The following is a 25,537-nucleotide window of genomic DNA, read 5'->3' as shown; positions in this document are numbered from 1 at the left end:
TGCGTGGTCATGAGGGCCCCGACAGGACCCTGGTGGCTATCAATCAGACAATAACAAACACCGAGAGTGAATCATGAGCAAACCCGTTCGTATGGAGCCGGGCGTCAAGCTGCGCGATGGCGACAAGATGGCCCTGATCCCGGTGAAATTTATGCCGGATCCCAACGAGGAAGTGCTGCGCAAGCCTGACTGGATGCGGATCAAGCTGCCACCGTCGAGCCAGAAGATCGAGCACATCAAGAGCACCCTGCGCAAGAACAAGCTGCACTCGGTGTGTGAAGAGGCCTCCTGCCCCAACCTGGCGGAGTGCTTCAACCACGGCACCGCCACCTTCATGATCATGGGCGCCATCTGCACCCGCCGCTGCCCCTTCTGCGACGTGGCTCACGGCCGCCCGCTGGCGCTGGATCCCGAGGAGCCGAAGAAGCTGGCACTCACCATCAAGGAGATGGGGCTGAAATACGTGGTCATCACCTCGGTGGACCGCGACGATCTGCGTGACGGCGGTGCCCAGCACTTCGCCGACTGCATCAAGCAGATCCGCGAGCACAGCCCCCAGACCCGCATCGAGATCCTGACCCCGGACTTCCGCGGCCGCATGGAGCAGGCGCTGGGGGTGTTCCGCGAGACGCCGCCGGATGTGTTCAACCACAACCTGGAAACCGCCCCGCGCATGTACCGGGTTGCCCGCCCGGGTGCCGACTACAAGTGGTCTTTGGAGCTGCTGCGCCGCATCAAGGAGATGCACCCCCATGTGCCGACCAAGTCCGGTGTCATGATGGGCCTTGGCGAGACCAACGAGGAGATCGTCCAGGTGCTCAAGGACCTGCGCGAGCACGGCGTCAACATGCTGACCCTGGGTCAGTATCTGCAGCCGAGCCGTCACCACCTACCGGTGAAGCGCTACGTGCCGCCCGCAGAGTTCGACGAGCTGAAGGACGTCGCCATGGATCTCGGCTTCAGCCACGCCGCCTGCGGCCCCTTCGTGCGCTCCTCCTACCATGCGGATCTGCAAGCCAAGGGCGAAGAGGTCAAATGATCTCGCCCGAAAGAGGGGTCAAATAACCTCTCCTGCTAAAAGAAGAGCGCCCAAGGGCGCTCTTCTTGTTGAACATGTCGGACTCGACACGCCCGGCCAACCCCATGGCTAATTCCCGGCGCCGGGGTTAAGGTGGCGACTCCCTTTCCTTGAGTGACACTCAGATGCCAACCCCTATCGTTCGTCTGATCCCCATGGATGAGGCGGCTTTCCCCGCCTATCGCGACTACTTCATCGACGACTACGCCCAGGATCTCGCCAGCAATCACGGGCTGACCCTGGCCGATGCCCGCCATCAAGCCGAGGCTTCCTTGCTGCAACACCTGCCCCAAGGGGCCGCCACACCGGGCCAGAGCCTGCTCTGCATCCTCCCTGTGAGTGACACTGTGAGTGGCAATACGGGGAATGAAGTCGCGCCGACGGCGGCCATCGCCGGCTATCTCTGGCACTGTGTCGACAGCGCCGCCCACACCACCTTTATCTATGACTTCTACACACTCCCGGCCCATCGTGGCCTGGGATATGGCAAGGCCGCCATGGCGGTGCTGGAGGCCGAGTTGAAGTGCCTTGGCGTCAGTCAGATCAAGCTGAGGGTCGCCCATGACAATCCCAGAGCCAGGGCACTCTACGAAGAGATCGGTTTTCACATCACGGGCTACAACATGGCCAAGACGCTGGGTTGATGGCTCTCGTCATCGACCCTCTTTCCTCATGCCATGGCGAGCCGACGCTCACAGCGAGATCCCGGAAAACGACATGAAGCCCAGCGACATCAGCCCAGCCACTATGAAGGTGATGCCGATGCCCCTCAATCCCTCTGGCACGTCCGAGTACTTCATCTTCTGGCGCAGGCCGGCGATGGCGACGATGGCCAGCAGCCAGCCGAGCCCGGAGCCAGCCCCATAGACCAGGGATTCGATGAAGTCGTAATCCCGCTGGGCCATGAAGATGACGCCGCCGAAGATGGCGCAGTGCACCGTCAACAGCGGCAGGTAGATCCCCAGGGCCTGATGGAGCGCCGGGAAATGCTTGTCCAGCACCATCTCCATCACCTGCACCAGGGCCGCCAGCACCCCTATGTAGATGATGAAATCGAGAAAGCTCAGGTCAAACTCCCCGAGGAAGGTGCTGTCAGGGCGCAGGATATGGCGGTAGATCAGGTTGTTGAGGGGAATGGCGATCACCATGACCACCAGCACCGTCATGCCAAGGCCGAAGGCGGTGTTGATGTTCTTCGACACCGCGAGGAAGGTACACATGCCGAGAAAGAAGGCCAGGGCCAGGTTTTCCACAAAGATCGACTGAATAAACAAATTGACGTAATAGTCCATGAATCCGGCTCACCACTTGATTGTGCAAAGAGAATGTTCGCCCCTGACCAGGGGCCAGCGGCAGGAACGGGATGACAGTCAGCACGGGCGCGATCGCAGACGACAGGGATCGGTGGATCAACAAAAAGGGATCAGTGACAGAGAAGGCGTGCGCCCGGCGAGGGGAAGGACACTAGTCGCCGTGGCAGAAGCGAAATTGCAGGTGATGGCAGAGCAGTTGCCGCTGGTGCAGATGACCCAAGCAACCCGGCCACTGTCTGAGATAGATGAGGGGCAGGAAGAACAGCAGGCCGCAGAGCAGGCCGAGGATCTCGTGCTGGAACCAGGCCAGCAACATCTGGTAGAGATCCGGGCCCCTGGTCCCTTCCAGCCGCCGCCCCTGCTCGAAGCTGAGCCGCCACTGGGAGGCAGGCGGCAGGCTGACGCTGTCGGCCAACCCCGGCGCAGGGGGCTCGTGCAGTTGCATCGAGGATGTCGATGTCCCCTGGGTCGACAGCGCGGGCGCACCGAGCCCTGCCGCGGCAGAAGCGGCAAGCCACAGCAGGCAGGCGACGGCGAACGCCATCGGCCAGCGCAATTGTCGGCCAGGGGGTGGCAAGGGCACAGACTCCTTGAAAAAGCCAGGGGTTAGGCGAGGGTTAATATATCACGATTGCTCTTTTTATTGAATTTTGGCATCCGTTAGCTAGCTAAATTCAATACAAACAGACCTGTTTTATCCACAAAATGAGCATTTTACACCTCAATGAAAACAGCTAGGAACGGACTCCCTTCCTCGCCCCCTGAGCCCCATTCAGTGAGGGCATAGCCGCTCTTGCAACAAAAACGGCCACCCCAGGATGACCGTTTTGGCTGCCGGACATGATGCCTGCCCACTAGAGCCCGGCGGCTTCCAGATGCTCCACCAGCAGCTGGACGCTGCGGTTGCCGCGCCACTCGTTGACGTCGAGCCGGTAGACCAGCCGCACCCGCTTCACCGAGGCGTCCGGCCAACGCTTGAGATCGACCCCGAAGGCGATGGCATCCACCGCATGGCCGGAATCGGTGGTCAGCATCATCTTGAGGTGTTTCTCCCCCACCAGCCGCTGCTGCACCAGCACAAACTCGCCGTCGAACAGCGGCTCGGGGAAGGCCTGACCCCAGGGGCCGGAGGCGCGAATAAGCTCCGCCAACTCCAGACTCAGTTCATCGGGCAGCAGCTCGCCATCGGTGAGCAGCACCCCGGTCAGCAGCTCCGGGGTCACCAGCTCGCTGATGACCGTCTCGAAGGCCCGGCCGAAGGCCTCGATATTGGCCTTGGGCAGGGTCAGCCCCGCCGCCATGGCGTGGCCGCCAAACTTGCCCATCAGACCTGGATGGCGGGTGTCGAGCAACTCGAGGGCATCGCGCAGGTGTACCCCGGGAATGGAGCGACCCGAACCCTTGAGCTCGGTGTCGCTGCTCTCGGCAAAGGCAATCACGGGTCTGTAGTACTTCTCCTTCACCTTGGAGGCCACCAGCCCCACTACTCCCTGATGCCACTCGTCTTTGTGCAGCACGATGCCGGAGGGGACTTCACCATCGCGAAAACGGATCTGTTCCAGGGTGGCGAGGGCCTCCTGCTGCATCCCCTGTTCGATCTCCTTGCGCTCCTGATTGAGGCTGTCCATTTCGGAAGCGAGCTGGCGCGCCAGATTGAGATCATCGCTCAGCAGACAGGCGACCCCGAGGGACATGTCATCGAGCCGGCCCACCGCGTTGAGGCGCGGCCCCAGTGCAAAGCCGAGATCGGCGGCACACAGCCGGCGACCGTCGCGGCCCGATACGTCCACCAGCGCCTGGATGCCGGGACGGCAGCGACCGGCCCGGATCCGCTGCAGCCCCTGATGCACCAGGATGCGGTTGTTGCCATCCAGCGCTACCACGTCGGCGACGGTGCCAAGTGCCACCAGATCCAGATAATCCGCCACATTGGGGGCGCGAATACCCTGGCGCTCGTACCAGCCGCTCTGGCGCAGATGGGTATTGAGGGCCGCCATCAGATAGAAGGCCACTCCCACCCCGGCCAGGGACTTGGAGGGGAAGTCGCAACCATGCTGGTTGGGGTTCACTATCGCATCGGCGTCAGGCAGCTCCTGGCCTGGCAAGTGGTGATCGGTAACCAGTACCCGCATCCCGGCCGCCTTGGCCGCCGCCACCCCGGCAATGCTGGAGATGCCGTTGTCCACCGTGATGAGGAACTCGGCGCCGCGGGCCACCGCCAGCTCGACGATCTCGGGGGTGAGGCCATAGCCGAACTCGAAGCGGTTGGGCACCAGAAAATCGATGTGATGACCCCCCATGGCCCGCAGGGCCAATACGCACAGGGCCGAGCTGGTGGCGCCGTCGCAGTCGAAGTCGCCGACGATGAGGATGCGCTGCTGCGCCGTCAGGGCATCCGCCAGCAGGGGCACCGCCTGCTCCATGCCGAACAGGCGCTGGGGCGGCAGCAGCTGACTGGCGCTGCGCTCAAGCAGGGCGGGATCCTCCACCCCACGGCTGGCGAAGATTTGGCGAAGCAGGGGGTGCAGGGTATCTGGCAGGTGAGCGTCATCCACTCGGGGACGACGACGGATTTGCAGGGGCATGGTGTCAATCCTGTCTTCTAATACGGTGAGACGATGGCAGGGCGGTATGATACACGCCTCAGGCGAGCAGAGAACAGCGGCAGGTCAGCTTGGGAGAGACGCTAGGAAATCAGGGCCTCGGGAGGAGGAGGAGGTGCAGAACGCTCCAGCACCCGGTAGAGGGTGAGCCTGGAGATCCCGAGATGCCGGGCGGCCTCGGTCACATTGTTGCCACAGAGCACCAAAGCCCGGCGCACGGCCTCGCATTCCGCCTCGGCCCTGACCAGATTTAGAGGTCGAATGGCACCCTCTACCAGCGGCAACGCCAGCCCCAGATCCTGGTGATCGATGCGGCACCCTTCACACAGGACCAGCGCTCGCTCCAACCGGTTCTTGAGCTCCCGCACATTGCCAGGCCAGTGATACTTCATCATCTGGTGCATGGCGCTGGCAGTGAAACCATTCACCTTGGGATTCAAGGTATTACCCAGCTTGTTCAGGAAATACTGGGCAAGCAAGATGATATCCTCCCCCCGTTCACGCAGGGGAGGTAGTGCCAAGTCCAGCACACAGAGACGGTAGAAGAGATCGGAACGAAAATTGCCCTGCGCCATCTCCTGATCCAGCACCCTGTTTGTCGCGGCTATCACCCGGATATCCACCTCGATAGGCTCAACGCCACCGACTCTCACTATGGTGCGTTCCTGCAAGAATCTCAGCAGATTGACCTGCATCGGCAACGGGAGATCCCCTATCTCATCGAGAAACAGGACACCGTGATGGGCCCGCTCCACACAGCCAATGTGACGGCGCCAGGCATCGGTGAAAGCGCCCTTTTCATGGCCAAACAGTTCTGACTGGATCAAGGTGGGTGGAATGGCGCCGCAGTTGACGGCAACGAAGGGGCCATCCGCCCGCTGGGAGTGCCGATGGATCAGCCGGGCAACCAGCTCTTTGCCCGTGCCGCTCTCCCCTTGCAATATCACCGACGAATCAGCCTTCGCCAGTCGCTCGACCCGATTCATCATCTGCCGCATGACGGGGCTGGTACCGATAATTCCCCCCTCCTCCTTGCCACGATCGCAGGGGCGATGAGCCCCCCTCCTCAAGCAGGCGATGCCAAACGCATGCCCCAGCACGGCGAGCAGACGATCATCCTCTACCGGCAGGCTGTGATAGTCGAAACAGTAGTTCAGGAGCAGCTCTTGCACCCTGGGCAGGGCCAGCAGATGAGGGGGAGCGAGTGCGACCCAGATCATGGTGCTGCATGTCTGACGAAACAGGGTCTCCACCGCCTCGGCGGCATCTTCGCTCAACAGCACCAGACCGACTCTGGGCGCCTGTTGTGCGTAGTAGCTGAAAGCTTCCTGAGGCGATGAGGCCGAACAAAAACGCCACCCCAGTGAAGATGCATGTGACGGAGGGCGCCACACCTCGCTCGTGTTGACACACAGTAGTGTACGAATCTCCATCAACAACACTCCACAACTCTGCGGCCAAACAATGTGCAAAGTATTGGATAGATGGCCTACATGTGCCACTTCTGAAACAAGGATAAAAACGAACTCGAACAGGCCCCAAAAAGACAACAAAATAAATTAAAACAATATCTTAACAACATAATGGCGTTGCTTTGCCAGTCCAGCAAGGCAACTGGTATACCCCCTTTGTTTCGCCTCGGGAACAGTGCCAAAAAGCCCCCTTTCAATGGGAAGCCTGCTCAGACACCGATAATTCATCAATCTCTGTCTCCTTCGGTTAACAACGCCGTCACTCCATCTCATCGACAAAAATATTTTTTCATTCATTTTCAATGCTTTATCCATATGGAACGAAGTCTGCATTCATGCAGCGCCTCCGGCTGTGCAAGTAGAACCGGACGACATGGACAACAACAAGCAGAAGGAATGCAACATGGATACCCGAGCAATACCTCTCTGGCCACGCTGTTGGCAGCACGGTCTCACGGCCCTGACCTTGCTGCTGACGCTCTGTGCGCCGGTACTGGCCGCCACGGCGGAGTCACCGTTCGAGCTGGATGCCAACCCGCAGGACAACATCGACACAGGTGCAGTCATGAGTGATGACTGGGATACCCCACCCGACACCGGAGGGGCCACCAAGTTCACCGGCATCATCCAGGACACCGCCCCAAGGAGCATCTTTGGCGGAGGGGATAAAGACATACTGGATATCGATAAATGGAGCTGGAGCGATGGTTCGGTGCCCGACAAGGATGACCTGACCCACGCCTATGCCGCCGCATACAACGAAAATAGCGACCTGTTGCTCTACTTCGGCGCCGACAGGATCTCCAATGTAGGCGACGCCTTCATGGGGTTCTGGTTCTTCAAACAGAAGGTCACCGCCCTGCCCAACGGCAAGTTCAGCGGCAAGCACACCCTGGGGGATACCCTGGTGCTCATCAACTTCCCGCAGGCAAGCAACGCGGTACCCTATCTGGCCGTGGTGACCTGGGATCCGACCTGTAGCAAGGCGACCAACAACAACCCACAGCCGGGACAATGTGCCGCCGCCAATCTGCGACTCAAGCTGCAAGGTTCGGGTGCCAACGACGTCGTCTGTGCCAGCCAGGGCGGTGCCAACCTCGCCTGTGCCCTGACCAACACGGGTAACGTCCCCGTGCCCGCCAGCACCCTGGCGAACGGTGTCGGCGGCCTGTGGAGCGATTACACCCCCAAGAGCGGTACTCAGGGTACCTTCCCCTTCGAGAGCTTCTTCGAGGGTGGGATCAACCTTAGCCAGATCGTCGGCGGCAGTGACGGTTGCTTCAGCAGCTTCATGGCCGAGACCCGCTCCTCCAGCTCCTTCACGGCCGCATTGAAGGACTTCGTGCTGGACAACTTCGAACTGTGCAAGGTCGAGATCACCAAGGTCTGTACCGGCGGTGACCTCAACGAGACCGAGACCGGCTTCACCTTCAATTTCGAGGGCGTCGTCACCAACGGAGGCTTTGGCACCATCTATGACGTCGTCGTCACCGATGATAACGGTACCCCGGCAGACACCAGCGATGACTTCATCGTCGCGAACTTCGATTCCATACCCAAAGGGGGAATGGAAGATTACAGCGGCAGCTTTGGCGCCGCCGGTAACGGGCCGACCAACGGTGTCAGTGTCAAGGCCGCCTCCAGCGATGGCGGGCTGCAGACGATCACCGCATCCGCCACTGCAGCCTGCCCCACGGTCCAACGAGAACCCGGGATCAGCGTCACCAAGGCTTGCAGCACCAAGGTCATCGATGAGGGTAGCCAGCTGGTGATCAGGGTCGACTACAGCGGCCAGGTCTGCAACACCACAGGGGTGGGCCTCATACCGCCGCTGAACCTGAGCGGCGTGACCGTCACCGACGACCCCAGCGGCAATGTGCACAACATCGGCACGCTTAACGCGGCGGACTGCAAGGACTATTCGGGCTCCTACACGCCGAGTAGTGCAGGGTCGGAAAACCCGGGCTCCATCTCCTTCAGCGACACGGTCACGGCCACAGGGACTGCGCCCCTGGGCTTTGGCACCGCGACCGACATGGCAACGGCTACCTGCCCGCTCTGTCCGACTTGCCCAGATTGCCCCACTCCAGGGCAGTAACAGGGTTTGATCAGGGTTAAACCACAAGGGCCATGGTGAAGACCATGGCCCTTTTCATGGCGCCGACTTTCATGACGCCGACAAGGCATCGCAATCTTCCTGAGCCCAGGATGACCCCACCATCTCTCCACAGCATGCACAGCTGCTCTCCGATCGCATTGCCCTGCTTAGTTATCGATGAGTTAATAACACCGAATGTAAAAATTTCTCATTCATACAGGTTGCCAATCGGGCTTGAGCCCCGCAAGCTAATCAGGACGACGGGATAGATCATGGTCATCCCTCTGTTTTACTGATGTTTTATTATCCAGATTCGACGTGGGGCCCGACCTCACGCCGTCCATTTTTAGGGGGAAAAATGAGTCTGATTCAAGAGTTCAAGGCCTTTGCCGCCCGCGGCAATGTCATCGACATGGCGGTCGGTATCATCATAGGTGCCGCCTTCGGCAAGATAGTCTCCTCCTTCGTGGGCGACGTCATCATGCCGCCCATCGGCCTGATCCTCGGGGGGGTGGATTTCAGCGATCTCGCCGTCACCCTGAAAGCTGCCGAAGGCGACATCCCGGCCGTGGTCATCGCCTACGGCAAGTTCATCCAGACCATCATCGACTTCCTGATCATCTCCTTCGCCATCTTCATGGGGCTCAAAGCCATCAACACCCTCAAGAAGAAGCAGGAAGAGGCCGCCACCCCGGCCGGCCCCACCAAGGATCAGGAGCTGTTGACCGAGATCCGCGACCTGCTCAAGTCCCAGCAGGGTAAATAAGCGCACGGGTCCCCTGGACGTCGCCAGCGCGCATGCCAGCAAGAAACCAGTAGCAAGAGGGAGGCCTGTGCCTCCCTCGCTTTTTAGCCAGAGAGCACTCCCCTGGCTCCCCTCCACATTCATCCTGACTTTGTACCGCTCTCCTCCCACCTCGGCACCGCACATGCAACACGCCAGCCCCTCGACAGGAGCCGATGCAGGGCAGTCAAGGGGATGGGGTTGTCTCAGCCTTGATACAGAGGCCGGGAACCCGACACTCGGGCTCCCGGCTGCCATGTCCAAAGGGCGCCATCCTGCTTGCAATCACCCGAGCCGCCTTGGCGACTCGCCCACGCCCCTCATGACATCCCGCAATCGCAACGGCTGACGGAACCGCATTCGGTACACCTCTGTTCCATCGCTGTAACAGAGGGAATAATTAAAAAATCTTTATTTATCATACACCTATCATCTCACCCCCGCTGACGACCCCATGTCATCGTTACAACTTGATGGACATACGCTCGTAAACAATGCTGAAAAACTCATTAATCTCTTTCTATTCAAACACTTATCTATTTGGTGCGTTCCTTGCTGCAGGGGTGCTGTCTATCGATGCCCACCCCACAGAGCTGTGCCCGATCCCCAGTCTCGTTTGCAGGAGATCGGCCCTCTGCGTGGTCACGTCCGGGCCTGGGACATCACTCGGTTCAGGCAGTCGCAGCCGAGTGACATGGAACCAAGAACCACAAGATAGGAAGAGGGAAATGCTATGAAACCAAGTCAGCGCAATCGCCTGCTCAAATCCCTGACGGTCCCTTTCGGGATCGTCATGCTGGGGGGGCTCAGCCTCACCCCGGCCTGGGCCGGCATCTTTCCGGGCCTGCAACAAGAGGCCTGTATGGCAGACGCCTATATTGCCAAGGGTGGCTCACTCGCGGGCGGCAGCCTCAACTGCACGGCCAAGGACATCGAGGTCTCCAAAGTAGTGCCGGTTAATCCGAACCAGGAGTGCACCAACGGCCAGGTGTTCACCTTCAATGCAGACGTGACCATCAAGACCAACGCCAGCGAGCGTTATGACACCACCTTCTACCTGCCGAGAACGTCCCAGAGCCCGCAGGTGGTACAAGGAGGGGCAAGAAACTGCAGCCTGGTACTGCCCAAGGCGAGCGACGCCGGGGAGAATGGCCAGGTCGCCTATGTGAATCTGGAGCCGAAACTGAAAGCCACGGACTTCCTGGATACTTGCGGCGACATCACCAAGGCCAACGGTACCGACCAATACACGCTCCTCAACCAGCCCATCACCATGCTCTGTCAGCCCAGCCCCACGGACCCCAACAAGGCCCTGTTCACCTATTGCGCGGCCTGGGACATCCAGAAGAGCCTGAGTTGCAGCGAGAGCACAGTGCCTCCCGGCGCCGTGCCCGCCACCAAGTCCAAGTGCAACTGTGACAGCTTCGCCATCAACGTGTTCATCAGGCCTGAGCCACCCACCATCACCAAGACGGTCGAGCCGACCAGCCTGCCCGAGCCGGGTGGCGTGTTCACCTACAACCTGAGCTTTACCAACTCGAGTGCCGCCTCTCTGTATATCGCCAGCCTGAAGGATGAGATCGATGTGGGCGGAGATGGCTCCTACGACAAGAGCGTGGATCTCTGGGGCGCCACCGAAAGCGTCGGAACGGCGGACGGCATCTATCTGCTCAGCAGCACCTGTGCGAAACCCGCTGCAGGCTCGACGACGAAGGAGGTATTGCCCAACGCGACCTACAGCTGCGAATTCACCCTGCATATCAAGGATCGCGATCTGCCCAACGATCAGAGTCCCGAGAAGTACGTCGACAACATAGTGGCCCTGTTCAAGGACAAGAACGGCGGCACGGTCGGTGACGGCAGCACCTGCCCGACCGGCTTCCAGTCTGCAGGCAACAACTGCAGCGCGGCCAAGATGGTCGAGATCACCAATCTCCCGCCAGCCATCGCGGTTGAGAAGACCCCCTCCGTTGACGAGGTGCTGGAGCCGGGGGCCAATGTGACCTACACCGTCAGGGTCACCAATACCGCGGGCGATCACGACGATCCGCTCACCCTGACCAGCCTGGTGGACGACAAGTTCGGCGATCTGGACGGGCAGGGCACCTGCGATCTGGGCAGCGGCGTGGCCCTGTTCAAGGGCTCACCTTTCGAATGCAGCTTCACCGAGTTTGTCGGTGGCAACGCTGGCGATGTACACACCAACAAGGTGACCGCCAAGGCCCTGGACAACGAGGGGGATGAGGCAACGGGAGATGACAGTGCCACCGTCAACATCAATGACGTGGCATCGACCATCACGCTGCAAAAGGATGCCGTGCCCATCAGTGTGCTCGAGACGGGTGACTCCGACGAGAAACGCTCGGTGGCCTATACCTTCACCTTCTCCGTCGATGCCGGCGGCGTGGACAAGGTCACCTTCAATGACCTGGATGATGACGTGTTCGGCAATCTGACCAGCCTGTGCCAGGTAAGCAAGAAGAACGGCGTCACACTCGTGCCCGCCGTGGCACTGTCCGGCTTCATGCTGAACCCGGGTGAGTCGGCCAGTTGCACCCTCTCCAAGGATCTGCAGGGCAATGCTGGTGAGAGTCACACCAACACGGCGACCATCAGTGGCAAGGATGAGGACAATCAGACCGTGACCGACAGCGATGACGCCACCGTGATGTTCACCGATGAGAAACCTGACATCAGCAAGCTCTTTGCCCTCAAGGCCGCCGGCTTTGTCCGCATCAGCAACAACGGAGTAGACACCCTGACCGTCACCGCCCTGACCTTCAAGGGGGTCGATGTAGCGGATGGGAACGGGATCCCGGGCAGCTTCACCCTCTACGATGAGCCCGGGGTGAGTACCCATGAGGGCGGCTTCGGGCCCTTCGCCTTCTGCACCACGGGCGGGACCATACTGCCAGGCGGCCACTATGATTGCGCCTTCGTGCTGGAGCTCGAACCCGGCCTCGCCGATCTTGGCAACATCGACCTGCAGGCGATCAACCCTGAGCCTCTGGTGGTTACCCTGAAGGACGACGAGCTCAACGAGGTCAAGGCAGAAGTGGAGGTCACCATCCAAACGCTGGAATGATGATGTTGTGAAACAGGCCAGGAAACTGGGCTATTCAGGGGGCGACGGTTGAACCATCGCCCCCTTTCTTTGCCCGGGCGCGGGGGATACGGGGTCAAAGAGACCGCCTCACGGACTCAGGCCCGGGGATGGTGCTCGCCGTGCAGCGCCTTGAGCCGTTCGTTGGCCACATGGGTGTAAATCTGGGTGGTGGAGAGATCCGCGTGCCCCAGCAGCATCTGCACCACCCGCAGATCGGCGCCGTGATTGAGCAGATGGGTGGCGAAGGCGTGGCGCAGGGTGTGGGGGGATAGCTCCCCCCTGATCCCCGCCCGCTGGGCATAGAGCTTGATGCGATGCCAGAAGGTCTGGCGGGTCATCATCCTGGCCTGCTTGGAGGGGAAGACCACGTCCGAGCTGGTGCCCCCCAGCAGCAGGGTGCGCGCCTCTCTGTAGTAGCGCTCCAGCCAGTGGACCGCCTCCTCCCCCATGGGCACCAGCCGCTCCTTGTTGCCCTTGCCCACCACCCGCACCAACCCCTGGCGCAGGCTGACATGCTCGGCGGTGAGCCCCACCAGCTCGGAGACCCGCAGCCCGGTGGCATAGAGCAACTCGAGCATCGCCTTGTCCCGCAGCTCCAGCGGATCGTCCACCAGGGGCGCCGTGAGCAACGCATCCACCTCGGCCTCGCTGAGATCCGAGGGTAGCTTCTTGGGCAACTTGGGCCCCTCCAGCAGCACTGTCGGATCATCGCTGCGCAATTTTTCCCGGTTGAGATACTGATAGAAGCGGCGCAGGGCCGAGAGGAAACGGGCCGTGCTGCTCGCCGCAAACTGATTGTTCACCCGCCAGGCGAGATAGTGCTGGATGTCGTCCATTCCCGCCAGCAGCAGGGAGCCGCCCTGCCCATCGAGCCAGAGGGCAAACTTTTCCAGATCCGTGCGATAGGAGCTGACCGTATTGTCGGACAGGCCCCGCTCCAGCCAGAGGGCATCGAGGAAGGGCTCGATCAGGGGATGGTTGTGCACGGCAGGGGCAGGCTTGGTCATGGGGTCTTGGTCTTGGGCAAACGGTGGCCCATTGTAGCCTGCCAGGCCGGCGCATACACCAGGGGCAGGCACACCAGGCGGTGAAGCGCGAGGGGCAATCTGCTAGACTGGCGCCCTCACTCGGGCGGTCCGACCCCATGGTTGCCCGACCCCCCTTGCCTACTGCGATCAAGAGAAGAGCGATGAAGATAGGTTTGTTTTACGGCTCAACCACCTGCTACACCGAGATGGCCGCCGAGAAGATCCGTGCCCTCATTGGCCCCGAGCTGGTTGATCTCCACAACATCAAGGACGTGCCCCTGGCCCGCATGCAGGAGTACGACATCCTGATTCTCGGCATCTCCACCTGGGACTTCGGCGAGCTGCAGGAGGACTGGGAATCCCACTGGGAGGACATCAAGGATGTACCTCTGGAAGGGCGCATCATCGCCCTGTTCGGCATGGGCGATCAGTTGGGGTATGGCGAGTGGTATCAGGATGCCCTCGGCCTGTTGCACGATCAGCTGGTGCCCAAGGGGGTCAGGCTGGTGGGTTACTGGCCCAACGAAGGGTACGAGTTCGATGCCTCCAAGGCGCTGATCGACGATGGCCGTCACTTCGTCGGTCTGGCCCTCGACGACGCCAACCAGTACGACCAGACCGAATCCCGTATCGAGCAGTGGGTCGATCAGATCCTCAGCGAGATCCACGAGCTGTTGTGAGCCCGGCGGTGGGGGTTGCCCGCTTGGCGGCGCCAGTCAGCGTCAACGACCAGACCCGGTCCCCCATCGAACAGTGAGTTGAGAGACCCTTGATGGAGCTCAACAGACGGCGTTGATTTCCCCTGCCGGCAGCCAGCCACACTGGCTGCCGGTCGCAGTTATCGCACCGATTTTCTCAATCGGTATCATCGCATGACGCTATGGCGACTTTTTTGTGCTGGTCTGCAACAATGCAATCGACACCCCATAACACAATCAGAACGGGTGTCGGAAGCAAACAGGAAACAGACCAGAAAAGGATATTCTATGACCTCATTCTCTCTGTTGGCCCCCGCCATCGCCCGCGACGTGCTCGATCACGCCCTGGCGCTGGGTGCCGACTTCGCCGAACTGTTCGTGGAGCGCAAGCGCCGCAGCCAGCTCAGCCTGCTCTCCAGCCAGATAGAGAACATCAGCGGTGGCCTCGATTTCGGCATAGGCGTGCGCCTGTGCTACGGCCACAAGGTGCTCTACGGCTACACCAACCTGGCCAGCCGCGAGGAGCTGCTGCGCATCGTCAGCCTGCTGGCGGCCAAGGACAGACGTGACCCCATGGTCACCGCCACCGCCTTCGATTTCACCCCCATCACAGACCGCAACCCGGTGGCCCTGCCGCTCTCGGCCGACAAGCAGCTGGAGCAGAAGATCGCCTACCTGCACGCCATGGATGCCGTGGCCCGCGCCGAGAGCAGCAAGGTGAGCCAGTTCTCCGGCAATGTGCTGGGCTGGGAGCAGGAGGTAGAGATCTTCAACAGCGAAGGGCTTCAGGTGGCAGATCGCCGCCACTACAACCGCATCATGGCCCAGACCATAGCGGTGGAAGGGGGCGAGCAGAGCGTGGGCTACGAGGCCCCCGGTGCCCTGATGGGCTGGGAGCATGCCGATCGCATAGATCCGCGGGAGCTGGCTCTCACCGCCACTCGGCAGGCGCTGGTGAAACTGGGCGCCGCCCCCTGCCCGAGCGGCACCCTGCCGGTCATCATGGAGAGCGGCTTTGGCGGCGTCATCTTCCACGAGGCCTGCGGCCACCTGCTGGAGACCACGTCGGTGGCCAAGAAGGCCTCGGTATTCCACGACAAGATGGGCCAGCTTATCGCCAATCCGGCTGTCAGCGCCGTAGACGAGGGCTTGCAGAGCAACGCCTGGGGCTCCATCAACGTCGATGACGAAGGGATGGCAACCCAGCACACCCAGCTCATCAAGGATGGCGTGCTCACCGGCTTCCTGGTGGACAGAATGGGCGCCATCAAGACAGGTCATGCCCGCACCGGCTCGGGAAGACGCGAGTCCTACAAGTTCGCCCCCACCTCCCGCATGCGCAACACCTACATAGAGCCGGGCAACCACAGCCTGGAGGAGATGCTGGCCACAGTCGAGCACGGCATCTACGCCAAGAAGATGGGGGGCGGCTCGGTGCAGCCGGGCACAGGCGAGTTCAACTTCAACGTGCAGGAGGCCTATCTCATCGAGCACGGCAAGATAACCCGGCCCCTCAAATCGGCGACCCTGATTGGCACTGGCCCCCAGGTGCTCAAGGAGATCTCCATGGTAGGGCGCAATCTGGCGCTGGCCGCCGGTATGTGCGGCTCGGTCTCGGGCTCGGTCCCCACCTCGGTGGGCCAGCCGGCGCTGAAAGTGGACAATATCCTGGTGGGAGGGAACGCCTGATGAGCACACTCGATATGAACACCCTGCTCACCCGCCTGCTGGACAAGGTCGCCGATCTGGGCGCCGAGGCGGACGTCATCGCCAATCAGGAGAAAGCCTTTTCCCTCAAGGCCGACAAAGGGGAGCTTGGTGAATACAAGGTCACCAGCAGTCAGCAGCTCGGTATTCGCCTGATCAAGGAGGGCCGGGTCGGCATCGCCTACTCGGAATCCCTCGATGAGCAGGCGCTGGATGCCATGCTGCAGGATGCGCTCGATGCCAGCCGCTTCGCCAAGGTAGACGCGGATCAGCGCATCTCGGTGGCGGGCAGCCGGATCACCACCGACTGCGCCGAGATCCACCAGCCCGACACCACGCCGGTGGAGGAGAAGATAGCCCTGGCCCTGCGCCTCGAGGCAGATATGCTGGCACAACCCGATGTGACCGGTGCCCCCTACAACAGCTTCTTCGAGGGGGAGAGCCGCCTCTGGCTCGCCAACAGCCTGGGCAGCCTTTGCCAGCACAGTGAATTCAGCGTCGGTTGCTATACCTCGGCGCTGGTGGAGCGGGATGGTCGCCAGTCGATGCACTCGCAAGGGCAGTATGGCCGCCACTTCGACGAGCTGGATAGCCAGACCCTTATCGAACAGATCTACGCCGTGGCCGATGGCCTGCTGCCCGGTGAAGCGGTACCAAGCGGTCGCTACAGTGTTCTCTTCAGCACCAACTGCTTTGCCAGCCTGTTTGGCTGCTTCCAGGGGGCGCTGTCGGGCAAGTGGGCCCAGCAGGGGATCAACCCCTGGCGCAGCAAGGTGGGGCAAAGCGTGGCGTCACGCTGGCTCACTCTGGAGAGCCGGGCCTATATGCCCGGCGGCATGAACATCAAGGCGTTCGATGGCGAGGGGGCAGCCACTTCGGATCTGCTGCTGATTGGCGAGGGGGAGCTGAAAACCCTGCTCCACAACAGCACCACCGCCCGCCACTTCGGGGTGGCGAGCAATGGCTCGGCGGCCCGCAGTGCCCGCAGCGCCCTCGATGTAACCGCCCGCCATCTGGTATTTGGCACAGGTCCTCACAGCGAGGGCGAGGTGCAGAGCGGCGACTATCTGGAGCTGGTCAAGCTGGACGGTCTGCACTCCGGTGCCGATGCGGTGAGCGGCGACTTCTCCTTCGGCGCCTCGGGTTTCCTGTGCCGGGACTGTGTACGCATCCAGCCGGTGCGCGGCATCACGGTGGCGGGCAACTTCTACCGCCTGCTCGGGGAGCTGGAAGCGGTCGGTGACACCCTGCATCACAACGATGGCAAGGGATTCTACGCGCCGCTGATCCGCTTTGGCGGGCTGAACATCGCAGGCAAGTGACTGTATCAAGCGGGAAAAGCACTTCCCTTCCCCATCCAGAAGCGGCGCCATCAGGCGCCGTTTTTTCATTGATGACGCCCCTCATCGCCCACTCCTACCCTCAAAGAGCCACCGACCGCATCGGCCGGAACATGCTGGAGAATACGAAGATGGACAACACCCTGGTCTGGGCCGACATTCCGACACGGGATCTGGATCGCGCCATGGACTTCTACTCGGCCCTGCTCGATGTGCAGGTCACCCCCATACAGGAGGAGGAAATGCGCTTTGCCATGCTGCGCTACGATGGCAGCAACGCGGCGGCCTGTCTCGGCCCCATGGACAAATACCACCAGCCCGGTGGCGCCGGTCCCCTCATCTACCTATCCTTGGGTGACAGGTTGCAGGAGGCGGAGCAGTTAGTCCCCCGACTCGGCGGGCGGGTGCTCGAACCCCTGCATTCCATCGGCAGCGGCCACGGCTCCCGGGTGATTATCGAGGATACCGAAGGCAACTGGCTGGCCCTCTATGCCCCGCCCGCTGCTTGAGCAACATGAGCAACATGACAAACAATAACGGCGACCCTGGGGTCGCCGTTATTGTTACCAAGCACCTCGCAGAGGCAATCAGGCTTCCGGGTTGAGGCGGGTCGGCATGCCGGTACGCTGTTCCAGCACCTGCTTGACCACGTTGGAATCGCTGTCCATGTGGGCGATGAAGCGGGTGGTGGCCGGGGTCATGGGGAGCGGCACAGAGGCGGTGGAGTTGAACTCCTCCTCGGTGCGCGACAGCGGCTCGTGCACTTCCATGTAACGACCGCCATCCGGCTCGACCGTGGTCTTGACCGGCTGGTTGACGAACTGGACGCGGGTACCGACCGGCACGTTGTCGAACAGATACTTGATGTCATCGGCGCGCAGACGCACGCAACCGCTGCTCACCCGCAGACCGATGCCGAAGGTGGCGTTGGTGCCGTGGATGGCATAGAGGTTGCCGATGTAGAGGGCGTGCAGGCCCATGGGGTTGTCCGGACCGGCCGGCCAGACCGCAGGCAGGGTCTTGCCCTGGGCGGCGTAGCGGCGACGGATGTTCTCGGTCGGGGTCCAGGTCGGGTTGGCGCGCTTGCGCTCCACCTTGGTGATCCAGTTTTCCGGGGTGTTGACCCCCAGCTGGCCGATGCCGATGGGCAATACCTGTACCACGTTCTTGCCTTTCGGGTAGTAGTAGAGGCGCATCTCGGCCACGTTGATGACGATCCCCTCGCGCGGCGCATTCGGCAGGATCAGCTGATGCGGAATGGTCAGCTTGCTGCCCGGCGTCGGCAGATAGGGGTCGACCCCCGGGTTCGCTTCCATGATGTTGGTCAGGCCCAGCTGGAAGTCGGCGGCGATCTGCTCCAGCGGACGGTTGTCTGCGGGCACCACGTATTCCTGGTTCTCACCGATCAGGCGACTGTTGGCGGCGGGCAGCGCGTATTCAACGGCGGCGGCCTGCTGGCTGACCAGGGTCAGAGTGCAAAAAAGGGCCGAAGCGGCAATGCGAAGGGGATTCATAAAATTCCTGTATGGTTTCCTGTACCTGTTGGCCTGAAGCCGGTTCATCCTCGGTCTGTCCCTTGTCACGAGTCACGCTCGCCCGAGGCCAATAACCGAGCGCGCATTCTTTCCTGAGCCGGACAAAATTTCAACTTGGAGATGGGGCTTTTTCACGGAAAAGAGCCATTCTCCCCCCAACAATCGGCCGTATCGGCTGCCTGCTACCCTAGCACCACCAATCTGACCACAAAATGAACATTCATCCGGTCCGCCCCCCTAGCCCCAAATTGCATGATGGCGCGGTCACGAGTACAATCTCGCACCCCTTTTATCAGGAGTATCGAGTCATCTCGTACTCTGGGTGTACCTCATCGGGTGGCCGTGCGTCGAGTACGGTCGCACCATGCCGATGACCCTATACGGCGCCATCAGGTGGCGCCGTCCTGATTTGCAATCAGACAGAAAGAGTCCAACATGTTCAGACCAGAATTGCTCTCCCCCGCCGGGACCCTCAAGAATATGCGTTACGCCTATGCCTATGGCGCCGACGCCGTCTATGCGGGCCAGCCGCGCTACAGCCTGCGGGTGCGCAACAACGAATTCGATCACGAGAATCTGCAGCTCGGCATCAACGAGGCCCATGCCCTGGGCAAGCAGTTCTATGTGGTGGCCAACATCCAGCCCCACAACTCCAAGCTCAAGACCTTCATCCGCGACATGCGCCCCGTGGTGGACATGAAGCCGGATGCGCTCATCATGTCAGACCCCGGTCTCATCATGATGATGCGCGAAGCCTTCCCGGACATGCCCATCCACCTCTCAGTGCAGGCCAACGCGGTCAACTGGGCCACGGTGAAGTTTTGGCATCAGATGGGCCTGACCCGCGCCATCCTCTCCCGCGAGCTCTCCCTGGACGAGATCGAAGAGATCCGCATGCAGGTGCCCGAGATGGAGCTGGAAGTCTTCGTCCACGGCGCCCTCTGCATGGCCTACTCCGGCCGCTGCCTGCTCTCCGGTTACATCAACAAGCGTGACCCCAACCAGGGCACCTGCACCAACTCCTGCCGCTGGGAGTACAAGGTGCACGAGGGCAAGGAAGATGACGTGGGCCAGATAGTCCACCGTCAGGAGCCCATAGCAGTGCGCCCGGACAACACCCTGGGGCTCGGCAAGCCGAGCGATGCGCTGGTGCTGCTGGAAGAGTCCAACCGCCCCGGCGAATACATGACGGCGTTCGAGGACGAGCACGGCACCTACATCATGAACTCCAAGGACCTGCGCGCCGTCGAGCACGTGGAGCGCCTGACCAAGATGGGCGTACATTCGCTGAAAATTGAAGGCCGCACCAAGTCCTTCTACTACTGCGCCCGTACAGCCCAGGTCTATCGCAAGGCCATCGACGACGCGGTCGCCGGTCGTCCGTTCGATCCGACCCTGATGGGCACCCTCGAGAACCTGGCCCACCGTGGCTACACCGAGGGCTTCCTGCGCCGCCACAACCACAGCGAGTACCAGAACTACGACTACGGCTACTCTGTCTCCGACACCCAGCAGTTCGTCGGCGAGATCACCGGTCGCCAGGGCGACATGGTGGAAGTGGAAGTGAAGAACAAGTTCCTGGTGGGCAACAGCCTGGAGCTGATGACGCCGCAGGGCAACGTCAGCTTCAACCTGGAGCAGATGCAGAACCGTAAAGGGGAGCTCATCGATACCGCGCCGGGCAACGGCCACGTGGTCTATGTGCCCGTCCCCAAAGAGATCGACGTCAACTACGGCATCCTGCTGCGCAACCTGGGCGATCGTCAGGACACCCGTCAGCCCCACTCGGCGGCCTGAGATGGCGCTGCTCATCACCGACAAGTGCATCAACTGTGACATGTGCGATCCCGAGTGTCCGAACCAGGCCATCAGCCTGGGGGAGAAGATCTACGAGATAGATCCTGATCGCTGCACCGAGTGCGTCGGCCACTATGAGAAGCCCACCTGCATCAGCGTCTGCCCTATCGACTGCATCATCTGGGATCCCGCTCACGTGGAGACCGAAGAGCAGCTGATGGACAAATTTGTGCTGATGCACAGGCAGTAAAATTTGCATCAGCGTCTGCACCTTGTGGACTGCATCCTCCGGGATCCCGCTCATGTGGAGACCGAAGAGCAGCTGATGGACAAGTTTGTGCTGATGCGCAGGCAGTAACACCGGCATCAGCGTCTGCACCTTGTGGACTGCATCCTCCGGGATCCCGCTCACGTGGAGACCGAAGAGCAGCTGATGGACAAGTTTGTGCTGATGCACAGGCAGTAGTGCAAGGCCTGCGGGTCATCCAGAAATAGAAAAAGCCGGGCATGCCCGGCTTTTTCTATTGCGCTACCGCCCACTCAGGGCTTGACCAGCCTCTGCAGCGCCTCAAGCTCGCGTTGGGCCTCCAGCAGCTCGGCCTGAGATGCCTCCAGCTTGGCCTGCTTCTTGGCAATCTTGTCCGGCTTGCCCGAAACCCGGGCGCTCTGCAGATCCGCCAGACGCTCCTCCACCTCTTGCTTCTGCTTGGCAACCTTCTCTTGCTGCTCCTTAATGAGCCCGGCATCTGTGCAATGGGTCTCGATGTTGCGCAGGGCCTGCTCCAGACCCGCCACCTGCTGCGCGTTATCGTGCGCCCGGGCGAAGGCAAGCTGCTCAGTCACTGCCTGATGCCTGGCCTTGCAGCCGACATTTTCACTGCCATAGGCCTGTCCGGCCAACAGCAATAATCCTATTCCGGCGATCTTCCACATAACGACCTCTTTGCTCTGTCATACTGGATGGCCGCCTATGAAACCTGACTCATACCCCGAGGTCAAGGCACAGGGAAAGGGCTACGACAGAGTTTGCACTGGGTCATGCCGCCGCCATGCAGGCGACGCTACAATGCCCCTTTCAACCCGGAGAGTCCCATGAAGCAACAGATCGTCATCATCGCCAACGGTGCCCCTTACGGCACCGAATCTCTGTTCAATGCCCTGCGCCTGGGGATAGCCCTCAACGAGCAGGAAGGCATCGACCTGAAACTCTTCCTGATGTCAGACGCGGTCAGCGCCGCCCTGGCGGGCCAATCCCCCGCCGAGGGTTACAACCTGCGCCAGATGCTGGAGATCCTGCTGGCACAGGGTACCCAGATCCGGCTGTGCAAGAGCTGCACAGACGCGCGGGGCATCACTGCCCTTCCCCTCATCGAGGGCATAGAGGTATGCACCCTGCCCCTGCTGGCCCAGTGGACACTGTCGGCCGACAAGGTGCTGACTTTCTAGGGCTCAGGGCTAGGCCCGGACCAGCGCCGGGCGTGAGGTCCGGGTACTCAGGCCATAGAGCATCAGGATCGCCAGGCAGAGTAGCGCCATGCAGCCATAGAGCCAGCTGCCCCCCCAATTGGCCAGGATCCAGCCCCCCAGCAGGGCGCCGATGGCGATCCCGAGCCCGGACATGGAGGCCGCCCCAAAGTAACTGCCCTTGAGGTGCTCCGGCGCCATCTGATCGATCAGCACATTGAGCAGCGGGAACAGGATGCACTCGCCGATGCTCAGCAGGATCACCGCCACTATCCAGTGCCACCAGATGGCGGTATCCCCGAGCGCGAACTGCAGCTGGGCGCTGAGGAAGAAGGCGACCCCGAGCTGCAGTCGGCGCTTGATAGACCAATTGGTGGTCAGGTGCAGCAGCGGGAACTGCAGGATCACTATGGTCAGCGCATTGGTGCTCACCAGCCAGCCGATGAGGCGCTCCACCTCAGGGGTCCCCGCCCGGGTCAGATACTGGATGAGCGGTGACTCGAACTGGGCATAGACCAGCATCAGCAGCATGTTGGCCATCGTCAGCAGCAGGAAGCCCCTGTCTTGCCAGAGCACCCGCAGCACGGCGCGCATGCCCGGGCCGGCGGCATGGCTTGGCTGACAGGCGGCCAGTCGAAAACCGACGAAAAAGATGAAGCCGAGCAGCAGATAGCTGACACTGAGCAGCAGGAAGGTCTCCTGCCGTGCACTCAGGCCGTAACTGACCCCGAGCAGGGGACCTATGGCCGCCCCCAGGTTGAGCAAGAAGTAACGCAGGTGCAGTGCCAATTCGCGGGCCTTGGGCTCGGCCAGGCTGTCGGCCATCAGCGCCTTGCCAGGGGAGTCGATGAGCCCGTAGGAGAGCCCGCTGCCGATCACTCCGATCGCCAGCCAGATCACCTGATGGGAGAGGCCGAGCAGGGCGACGCTCAGGGCGGACACCAGGCAGCCGAACAGCAGTATGTTGCGCCTCCCCCACTTGTCCGACAGCCAGCCGCCATAGAAGCTGACCAGGGTGGAGAGTGCCGCCGTGGCCCCCAGGATGAGGCCGATCAGCGTCGCCGACAGACCGTAGTCGCGGTAAAGCAGGATGGAGAGAAAGGGCCATACCATGAAGAAGGTGGTGCGCACCATGAAGGTGCCCAAGATGACGATCCAGACTAGCGGAGGAAACTGCCTGATAAGGGCCCACGACATCATACTGCTCCTTGTTGCCCGTCGCACGGGGAGCCCAATGTTGTAACAGAGGGCTCCATAAGAAACAATGTTGCCGACCCGCTGGCATAAAAAAAGCCGACCCTGAGGTCGGCTTTTTCACAGTACGGCAGCCTTATTCGGCAGCCGGCTCTTCAACGGCGGCAACGGCCACGTCGGCAACCGGGGCGGCGGTTTCGGTCGGTGCATTCGCTTCCTTGATGGAGAGACGCACGCGGCCTTGACGGTCCACTTCCAGTACCTTCACCTTCACCACATCACCGATCTTTAGGAAGTCGGCCACGTTCTGCACGCGGGCATCGGTGATCTGGGAGATGTGTACCAGACCGTCTTTACCCGGCAGTATGTTGACGAAGGCGCCGAAATCGGCCAGACGCACAACCTTGCCTTCATAGATGCGGTTCACTTCGATTTCGGCAGTGATGGCCTCGATGCGACGGATGGCTTCCATGGCGGCTTCGTTGGCAACGGCGGAGATGCGGACAGTACCGTCATCATCCAGCTCGATGTTGGTGCCGGTCTCTTCGGTCAGGGCGCGGATCACGGAACCGCCCTTGCCGATGACATCCTTGATCTTCTCAGGATTGATCTTGATGGTGTGGATGCGCGGGGCGAAATCGGAGATTTCGGCACGGGGAGCCTGGATGGCCTCGTCCATGACCTTCAGGATGTGCAGGCGAGCGCCACGAGCTTGCTTGAGGGCAATCTCCATGATCTCTTTGGTGATGCCTTCGATCTTGATGTCCATCTGCAGCGCGGTGATACCCTGGGTAGTACCGGCCACCTTGAAGTCCATGTCACCAAGGTGATCTTCGTCACCCAGGATGTCGGACAGCACGACGAAACCTTCTTCTTCCTTCACCAGACCCATGGCGATACCGGCAACGGAGGCCTTGATCGGCACACCCGCGTCCATCAGCGCCAGGGAGGAACCACAGACGGAGGCCATGGAGGAGGAACCGTTGGATTCGGTGATTTCAGACACCACGCGTACCACGTACGGGAACTCGGCGGCGCTCGGCATCACGGCAGCAACGCCGCGCTTGGCCAGACGACCGTGACCGATTTCACGACGCTTGGGGCTGCCCATCATGCCGGTTTCACCGACGCAGTACGGCGGGAAGTTGTAGTGCAGCATGAAGCGGTCAGCACGGTGGCCAGACAGCTCGTCAATGTTCTGGGCGTCACGCTCGGTACCCAGGGTCGCAACCACGATGGCCTGAGTCTCACCACGGGTGAACAGGGCGGAGCCGTGAGCACGGGGCAGGATGCCGGTGCCGACGGACAGGGCGCGGATCATCTCCGGATCGCGACCATCGATGCGCGGCTCGCCACGGACCACACGGCCACGGACGATGCGGCTTTCCAGGCTGTGGAACTCTTCGCCGATCTTCTTGGCATCTTCTTCCACGCCGGAGGCGATGACCTGCTCGACCACACGGCCCTTGATGGCACCGATGGCGGCGTAACGCACGGCCTTCTCGGTGATGCGGTAGGCTTCACCCAGCTCGGCGGTGGCCAGCTCGGCAACCTTGGTTTTCAGCGCTTCATTGACGGCAGGCGGGGTCCAGTCCCACGGCTGGGTACCCACGTCGGCGGCGAATTCGTTGATGGCGTTGATCACCACTTGCATCTGCTCGTGGCCATAGACCACGGCACCCAGCATCACCTCTTCGGACAGGATGGCAGCTTCGGACTCCACCATCAGCACCGCGTTGGCAGTACCGGCAACCACCAGATCCAGATCGCTCTGGGGCAGTTCGGTGGTGGTCGGGTTCAGCACGTACTGACCGTTCATGTAACCCACGCGGGCAGCAGCAATCGGGCCGCCGAACGGGATGCCGGAGATGGCCAGGGCAGCAGAGGCACCGATCATGGCAACGATGTCGGGGGACACGGCCGGGTTCACGGACATGACGGTGGCAACCACCTGAACCTCATTGAGGAAGCCTTCCGGGAACAGCGGACGAATAGGACGGTCGATCAGGCGGGAGATGAGAGTCTCACCTTCGCTCGGACGGCCTTCACGACGGAAGAAACCACCCGGGATACGACCAGCAGCATAGGTACGCTCCTGGTAGTTGACGGTCAGCGGGAAGAAATCACGGCCGTGATCGGCCTCTTTCTTGCCGACGACGGTCACAAATACGCAGGTATCGTCCATGCTGACCATGACGGCCGCAGTGGCTTGACGGGCCATCACACCGGTTTCCAGGGTGACGGTGTGTTGACCGTACTGGAATGACTTTACAATAGGATTCACGTGAATTTCCTTTTTACAATTTGGCGCTTTAAATTC

General features: G+C 61.2%; 21 protein-coding genes and 1 pseudogene. 13 read left to right on the top strand and 9 right to left on the bottom strand.

The window, feature by feature from the left end; genetic code table 11:
- Positions 1-73: 73 nt before the first annotated feature.
- Positions 74-1,039 carry a lipoyl synthase gene (lipA, locus tag PG898_RS12270; protein WP_270824251.1) on the top strand — a complete coding sequence of 322 codons (966 nt, stop codon included), beginning with the start codon at positions 74-76 and terminating at the stop codon, positions 1,037-1,039.
- Positions 1,040-1,203: 164 nt separating this feature from the next.
- Positions 1,204-1,722: a GNAT family N-acetyltransferase gene (locus PG898_RS12265; RefSeq protein WP_171268622.1), complete on the top strand. Its 519-nt coding sequence runs from the start codon at positions 1,204-1,206 to the stop codon at positions 1,720-1,722.
- 48 nt (positions 1,723-1,770) lie between these two features.
- Here PG898_RS12265 and nqrE read toward each other — a convergent pair whose 3' ends face one another.
- The 4 genes from nqrE to PG898_RS12245 form a co-directional block, all read right to left on the bottom strand.
- Entirely contained in the window at positions 1,771-2,370 is a 600-nt protein-coding gene (gene nqrE, locus PG898_RS12260) for an NADH:ubiquinone reductase (Na(+)-transporting) subunit E (RefSeq protein ID WP_043129091.1), read from the bottom strand.
- 172 nt (positions 2,371-2,542) lie between these two features.
- Positions 2,543-2,974, bottom strand: coding sequence for a hypothetical protein (locus tag PG898_RS12255; protein WP_270830627.1), 432 nt, complete (start codon positions 2,972-2,974; stop codon positions 2,543-2,545).
- Positions 2,975-3,245: 271 nt separating this feature from the next.
- On the bottom strand, positions 3,246-4,976 hold the full coding sequence (gene recJ, locus PG898_RS12250; protein ID WP_182788040.1) for a single-stranded-DNA-specific exonuclease RecJ: 1,731 nt from the start codon (positions 4,974-4,976) through the stop codon (positions 3,246-3,248).
- Between the two features lie 101 nt (positions 4,977-5,077).
- On the bottom strand, positions 5,078-6,427 hold the full coding sequence (locus PG898_RS12245; RefSeq protein WP_231557478.1) for a sigma-54 dependent transcriptional regulator: 1,350 nt from the start codon (positions 6,425-6,427) through the stop codon (positions 5,078-5,080).
- A gap of 442 nt (positions 6,428-6,869) precedes the next feature.
- On the opposite strand from PG898_RS12245, the gene PG898_RS12240 reads away from it, so the two are divergent.
- The 3 genes from PG898_RS12240 to PG898_RS12230 all read left to right on the top strand — a co-directional run bounded on the left by PG898_RS12240 (position 6,870) and on the right by PG898_RS12230 (position 12,433).
- The gene (locus tag PG898_RS12240; RefSeq protein ID WP_182788037.1) at positions 6,870-8,564 is read left to right on the top strand and encodes a hypothetical protein; all 1,695 of its coding nucleotides are present in this window, start codon (positions 6,870-6,872) and stop codon (positions 8,562-8,564) included.
- Between the two features lie 358 nt (positions 8,565-8,922).
- Entirely contained in the window at positions 8,923-9,330 is a 408-nt protein-coding gene (gene mscL, locus PG898_RS12235; RefSeq protein ID WP_005329794.1) for a large-conductance mechanosensitive channel protein MscL, read from the top strand.
- A 751-nt stretch (positions 9,331-10,081) separates the two neighbouring features.
- Positions 10,082-12,433, top strand: a complete 2,352-nt coding sequence (locus PG898_RS12230; RefSeq protein ID WP_270824253.1) for a hypothetical protein — start codon at positions 10,082-10,084, stop codon at positions 12,431-12,433.
- Between the two features lie 116 nt (positions 12,434-12,549).
- Here PG898_RS12230 and xerD read toward each other — a convergent pair whose 3' ends face one another.
- On the bottom strand, positions 12,550-13,461 hold the full coding sequence (xerD, locus tag PG898_RS12225) for a site-specific tyrosine recombinase XerD (RefSeq protein ID WP_270824254.1): 912 nt from the start codon (positions 13,459-13,461) through the stop codon (positions 12,550-12,552).
- Positions 13,462-13,643: 182 nt separating this feature from the next.
- Here xerD and fldB point away from each other — a divergent pair, with 182 nt between their 5' ends.
- The 4 genes from fldB (at position 13,644) to PG898_RS12205 (ending at position 17,736) form a co-directional block, all read left to right on the top strand.
- Positions 13,644-14,162, top strand: a complete 519-nt coding sequence (fldB, locus tag PG898_RS12220; protein ID WP_042649634.1) for a flavodoxin FldB — start codon at positions 13,644-13,646, stop codon at positions 14,160-14,162.
- Positions 14,163-14,468: 306 nt separating this feature from the next.
- Positions 14,469-15,869 carry a TldD/PmbA family protein gene (locus tag PG898_RS12215; protein ID WP_161506932.1) on the top strand — a complete coding sequence of 467 codons (1,401 nt, stop codon included), beginning with the start codon at positions 14,469-14,471 and terminating at the stop codon, positions 15,867-15,869.
- Positions 15,869-17,209 (top strand): TldD/PmbA family protein, encoded by a 1,341-nt coding sequence (locus PG898_RS12210; protein ID WP_270824255.1) that lies wholly within the window; start codon positions 15,869-15,871, stop codon positions 17,207-17,209. Before PG898_RS12215 ends, PG898_RS12210 begins: the two co-directional genes overlap by 1 nt.
- A 131-nt stretch (positions 17,210-17,340) precedes the next feature.
- Positions 17,341-17,736, top strand: coding sequence for a VOC family protein (locus tag PG898_RS12205; protein ID WP_005326664.1), 396 nt, complete (start codon positions 17,341-17,343; stop codon positions 17,734-17,736).
- A gap of 78 nt (positions 17,737-17,814) precedes the next feature.
- Here PG898_RS12205 and PG898_RS12200 read toward each other — a convergent pair whose 3' ends face one another.
- Positions 17,815-18,741 (bottom strand): L,D-transpeptidase family protein, encoded by a 927-nt coding sequence (locus PG898_RS12200; protein WP_005326662.1) that lies wholly within the window; start codon positions 18,739-18,741, stop codon positions 17,815-17,817.
- Between the two features lie 456 nt (positions 18,742-19,197).
- Here PG898_RS12200 and trhP point away from each other — a divergent pair, with 456 nt between their 5' ends.
- The 3 genes and pseudogenes from trhP to PG898_RS21245 all read left to right on the top strand — a co-directional run.
- Positions 19,198-20,559 (top strand): prephenate-dependent tRNA uridine(34) hydroxylase TrhP, encoded by a 1,362-nt coding sequence (gene trhP / locus PG898_RS12195; protein WP_041205198.1) that lies wholly within the window; start codon positions 19,198-19,200, stop codon positions 20,557-20,559.
- A 1-nt stretch (position 20,560) separates the two neighbouring features.
- Entirely contained in the window at positions 20,561-20,809 is a 249-nt protein-coding gene (locus PG898_RS12190) for a YfhL family 4Fe-4S dicluster ferredoxin (RefSeq protein ID WP_005326658.1), read from the top strand.
- A 132-nt stretch (positions 20,810-20,941) separates the two neighbouring features.
- A pseudogene (locus PG898_RS21245) lies at positions 20,942-21,025 on the top strand (YfhL family 4Fe-4S dicluster ferredoxin); the annotation flags it as partial.
- A gap of 74 nt (positions 21,026-21,099) precedes the next feature.
- Here PG898_RS21245 and PG898_RS12185 read toward each other — a convergent pair.
- Entirely contained in the window at positions 21,100-21,492 is a 393-nt protein-coding gene (locus PG898_RS12185; RefSeq protein WP_270824256.1) for a DUF1090 domain-containing protein, read from the bottom strand.
- A gap of 159 nt (positions 21,493-21,651) precedes the next feature.
- On the opposite strand from PG898_RS12185, the gene PG898_RS12180 reads away from it, so the two are divergent.
- Complete coding sequence (locus tag PG898_RS12180; RefSeq protein WP_270824257.1) at positions 21,652-22,005, top strand: DsrE/DsrF/TusD sulfur relay family protein; 354 nt, start codon at positions 21,652-21,654, stop codon at positions 22,003-22,005.
- Positions 22,006-22,014: 9 nt separating this feature from the next.
- On the opposite strand, the gene PG898_RS12175 is transcribed toward PG898_RS12180, so the two are convergent.
- A complete protein-coding gene (locus PG898_RS12175; protein WP_270824258.1) occupies positions 22,015-23,220 on the bottom strand; it encodes an MDR family MFS transporter in 1,206 nt (401 codons plus the stop codon).
- Positions 23,221-23,353: 133 nt separating this feature from the next.
- Positions 23,354-25,501 carry a polyribonucleotide nucleotidyltransferase gene (gene pnp, locus PG898_RS12170; RefSeq protein ID WP_042648797.1) on the bottom strand — a complete coding sequence of 716 codons (2,148 nt, stop codon included), beginning with the start codon at positions 25,499-25,501 and terminating at the stop codon, positions 23,354-23,356.
- Positions 25,502-25,537 lie beyond the last annotated feature (36 nt).

Origin of the sequence: Aeromonas sp. QDB31 (assembly GCF_027707605.1) — a bacterium.
GTDB classification, from domain to species: domain Bacteria; phylum Pseudomonadota; class Gammaproteobacteria; order Enterobacterales; family Aeromonadaceae; genus Aeromonas; species Aeromonas media.
This window is presented reverse-complemented; position numbering and strand designations above follow the sequence as displayed.

What these genes read in the sequence shown, in the direction of transcription:
- lipA (WP_270824251.1), top strand. Translation starts at nt 74, where the DNA reads ATGAGCAAACCCGTTCGTATGGAGCCGGGCGTCAAGCTGCGCGATGGC.
- PG898_RS12265 (WP_171268622.1), top strand. Translation starts at nt 1,204, where the DNA reads ATGCCAACCCCTATCGTTCGTCTGATCCCCATGGATGAGGCGGCTTTC.
- nqrE (WP_043129091.1), bottom strand. Translation starts at nt 2,370, where the DNA reads ATGGACTATTACGTCAATTTGTTTATTCAGTCGATCTTTGTGGAAAAC.
- recJ (WP_182788040.1), bottom strand. Translation starts at nt 4,976, where the DNA reads ATGCCCCTGCAAATCCGTCGTCGTCCCCGAGTGGATGACGCTCACCTG.
- PG898_RS12245 (WP_231557478.1), bottom strand. Translation starts at nt 6,427, where the DNA reads ATGGAGATTCGTACACTACTGTGTGTCAACACGAGCGAGGTGTGGCGC.
- PG898_RS12240 (WP_182788037.1), top strand. Translation starts at nt 6,870, where the DNA reads ATGGATACCCGAGCAATACCTCTCTGGCCACGCTGTTGGCAGCACGGT.
- mscL (WP_005329794.1), top strand. Translation starts at nt 8,923, where the DNA reads ATGAGTCTGATTCAAGAGTTCAAGGCCTTTGCCGCCCGCGGCAATGTC.
- PG898_RS12230 (WP_270824253.1), top strand. Translation starts at nt 10,082, where the DNA reads ATGAAACCAAGTCAGCGCAATCGCCTGCTCAAATCCCTGACGGTCCCT.
- xerD (WP_270824254.1), bottom strand. Translation starts at nt 13,461, where the DNA reads ATGACCAAGCCTGCCCCTGCCGTGCACAACCATCCCCTGATCGAGCCC.
- fldB (WP_042649634.1), top strand. Translation starts at nt 13,644, where the DNA reads ATGAAGATAGGTTTGTTTTACGGCTCAACCACCTGCTACACCGAGATG.
- PG898_RS12215 (WP_161506932.1), top strand. Translation starts at nt 14,469, where the DNA reads ATGACCTCATTCTCTCTGTTGGCCCCCGCCATCGCCCGCGACGTGCTC.
- PG898_RS12210 (WP_270824255.1), top strand. Translation starts at nt 15,869, where the DNA reads ATGAGCACACTCGATATGAACACCCTGCTCACCCGCCTGCTGGACAAG.
- PG898_RS12205 (WP_005326664.1), top strand. Translation starts at nt 17,341, where the DNA reads ATGCTGGAGAATACGAAGATGGACAACACCCTGGTCTGGGCCGACATT.
- PG898_RS12200 (WP_005326662.1), bottom strand. Translation starts at nt 18,741, where the DNA reads ATGAATCCCCTTCGCATTGCCGCTTCGGCCCTTTTTTGCACTCTGACC.
- trhP (WP_041205198.1), top strand. Translation starts at nt 19,198, where the DNA reads ATGTTCAGACCAGAATTGCTCTCCCCCGCCGGGACCCTCAAGAATATG.
- PG898_RS12190 (WP_005326658.1), top strand. Translation starts at nt 20,561, where the DNA reads ATGGCGCTGCTCATCACCGACAAGTGCATCAACTGTGACATGTGCGAT.
- PG898_RS12185 (WP_270824256.1), bottom strand. Translation starts at nt 21,492, where the DNA reads ATGTGGAAGATCGCCGGAATAGGATTATTGCTGTTGGCCGGACAGGCC.
- PG898_RS12180 (WP_270824257.1), top strand. Translation starts at nt 21,652, where the DNA reads ATGAAGCAACAGATCGTCATCATCGCCAACGGTGCCCCTTACGGCACC.
- PG898_RS12175 (WP_270824258.1), bottom strand. Translation starts at nt 23,220, where the DNA reads ATGTCGTGGGCCCTTATCAGGCAGTTTCCTCCGCTAGTCTGGATCGTC.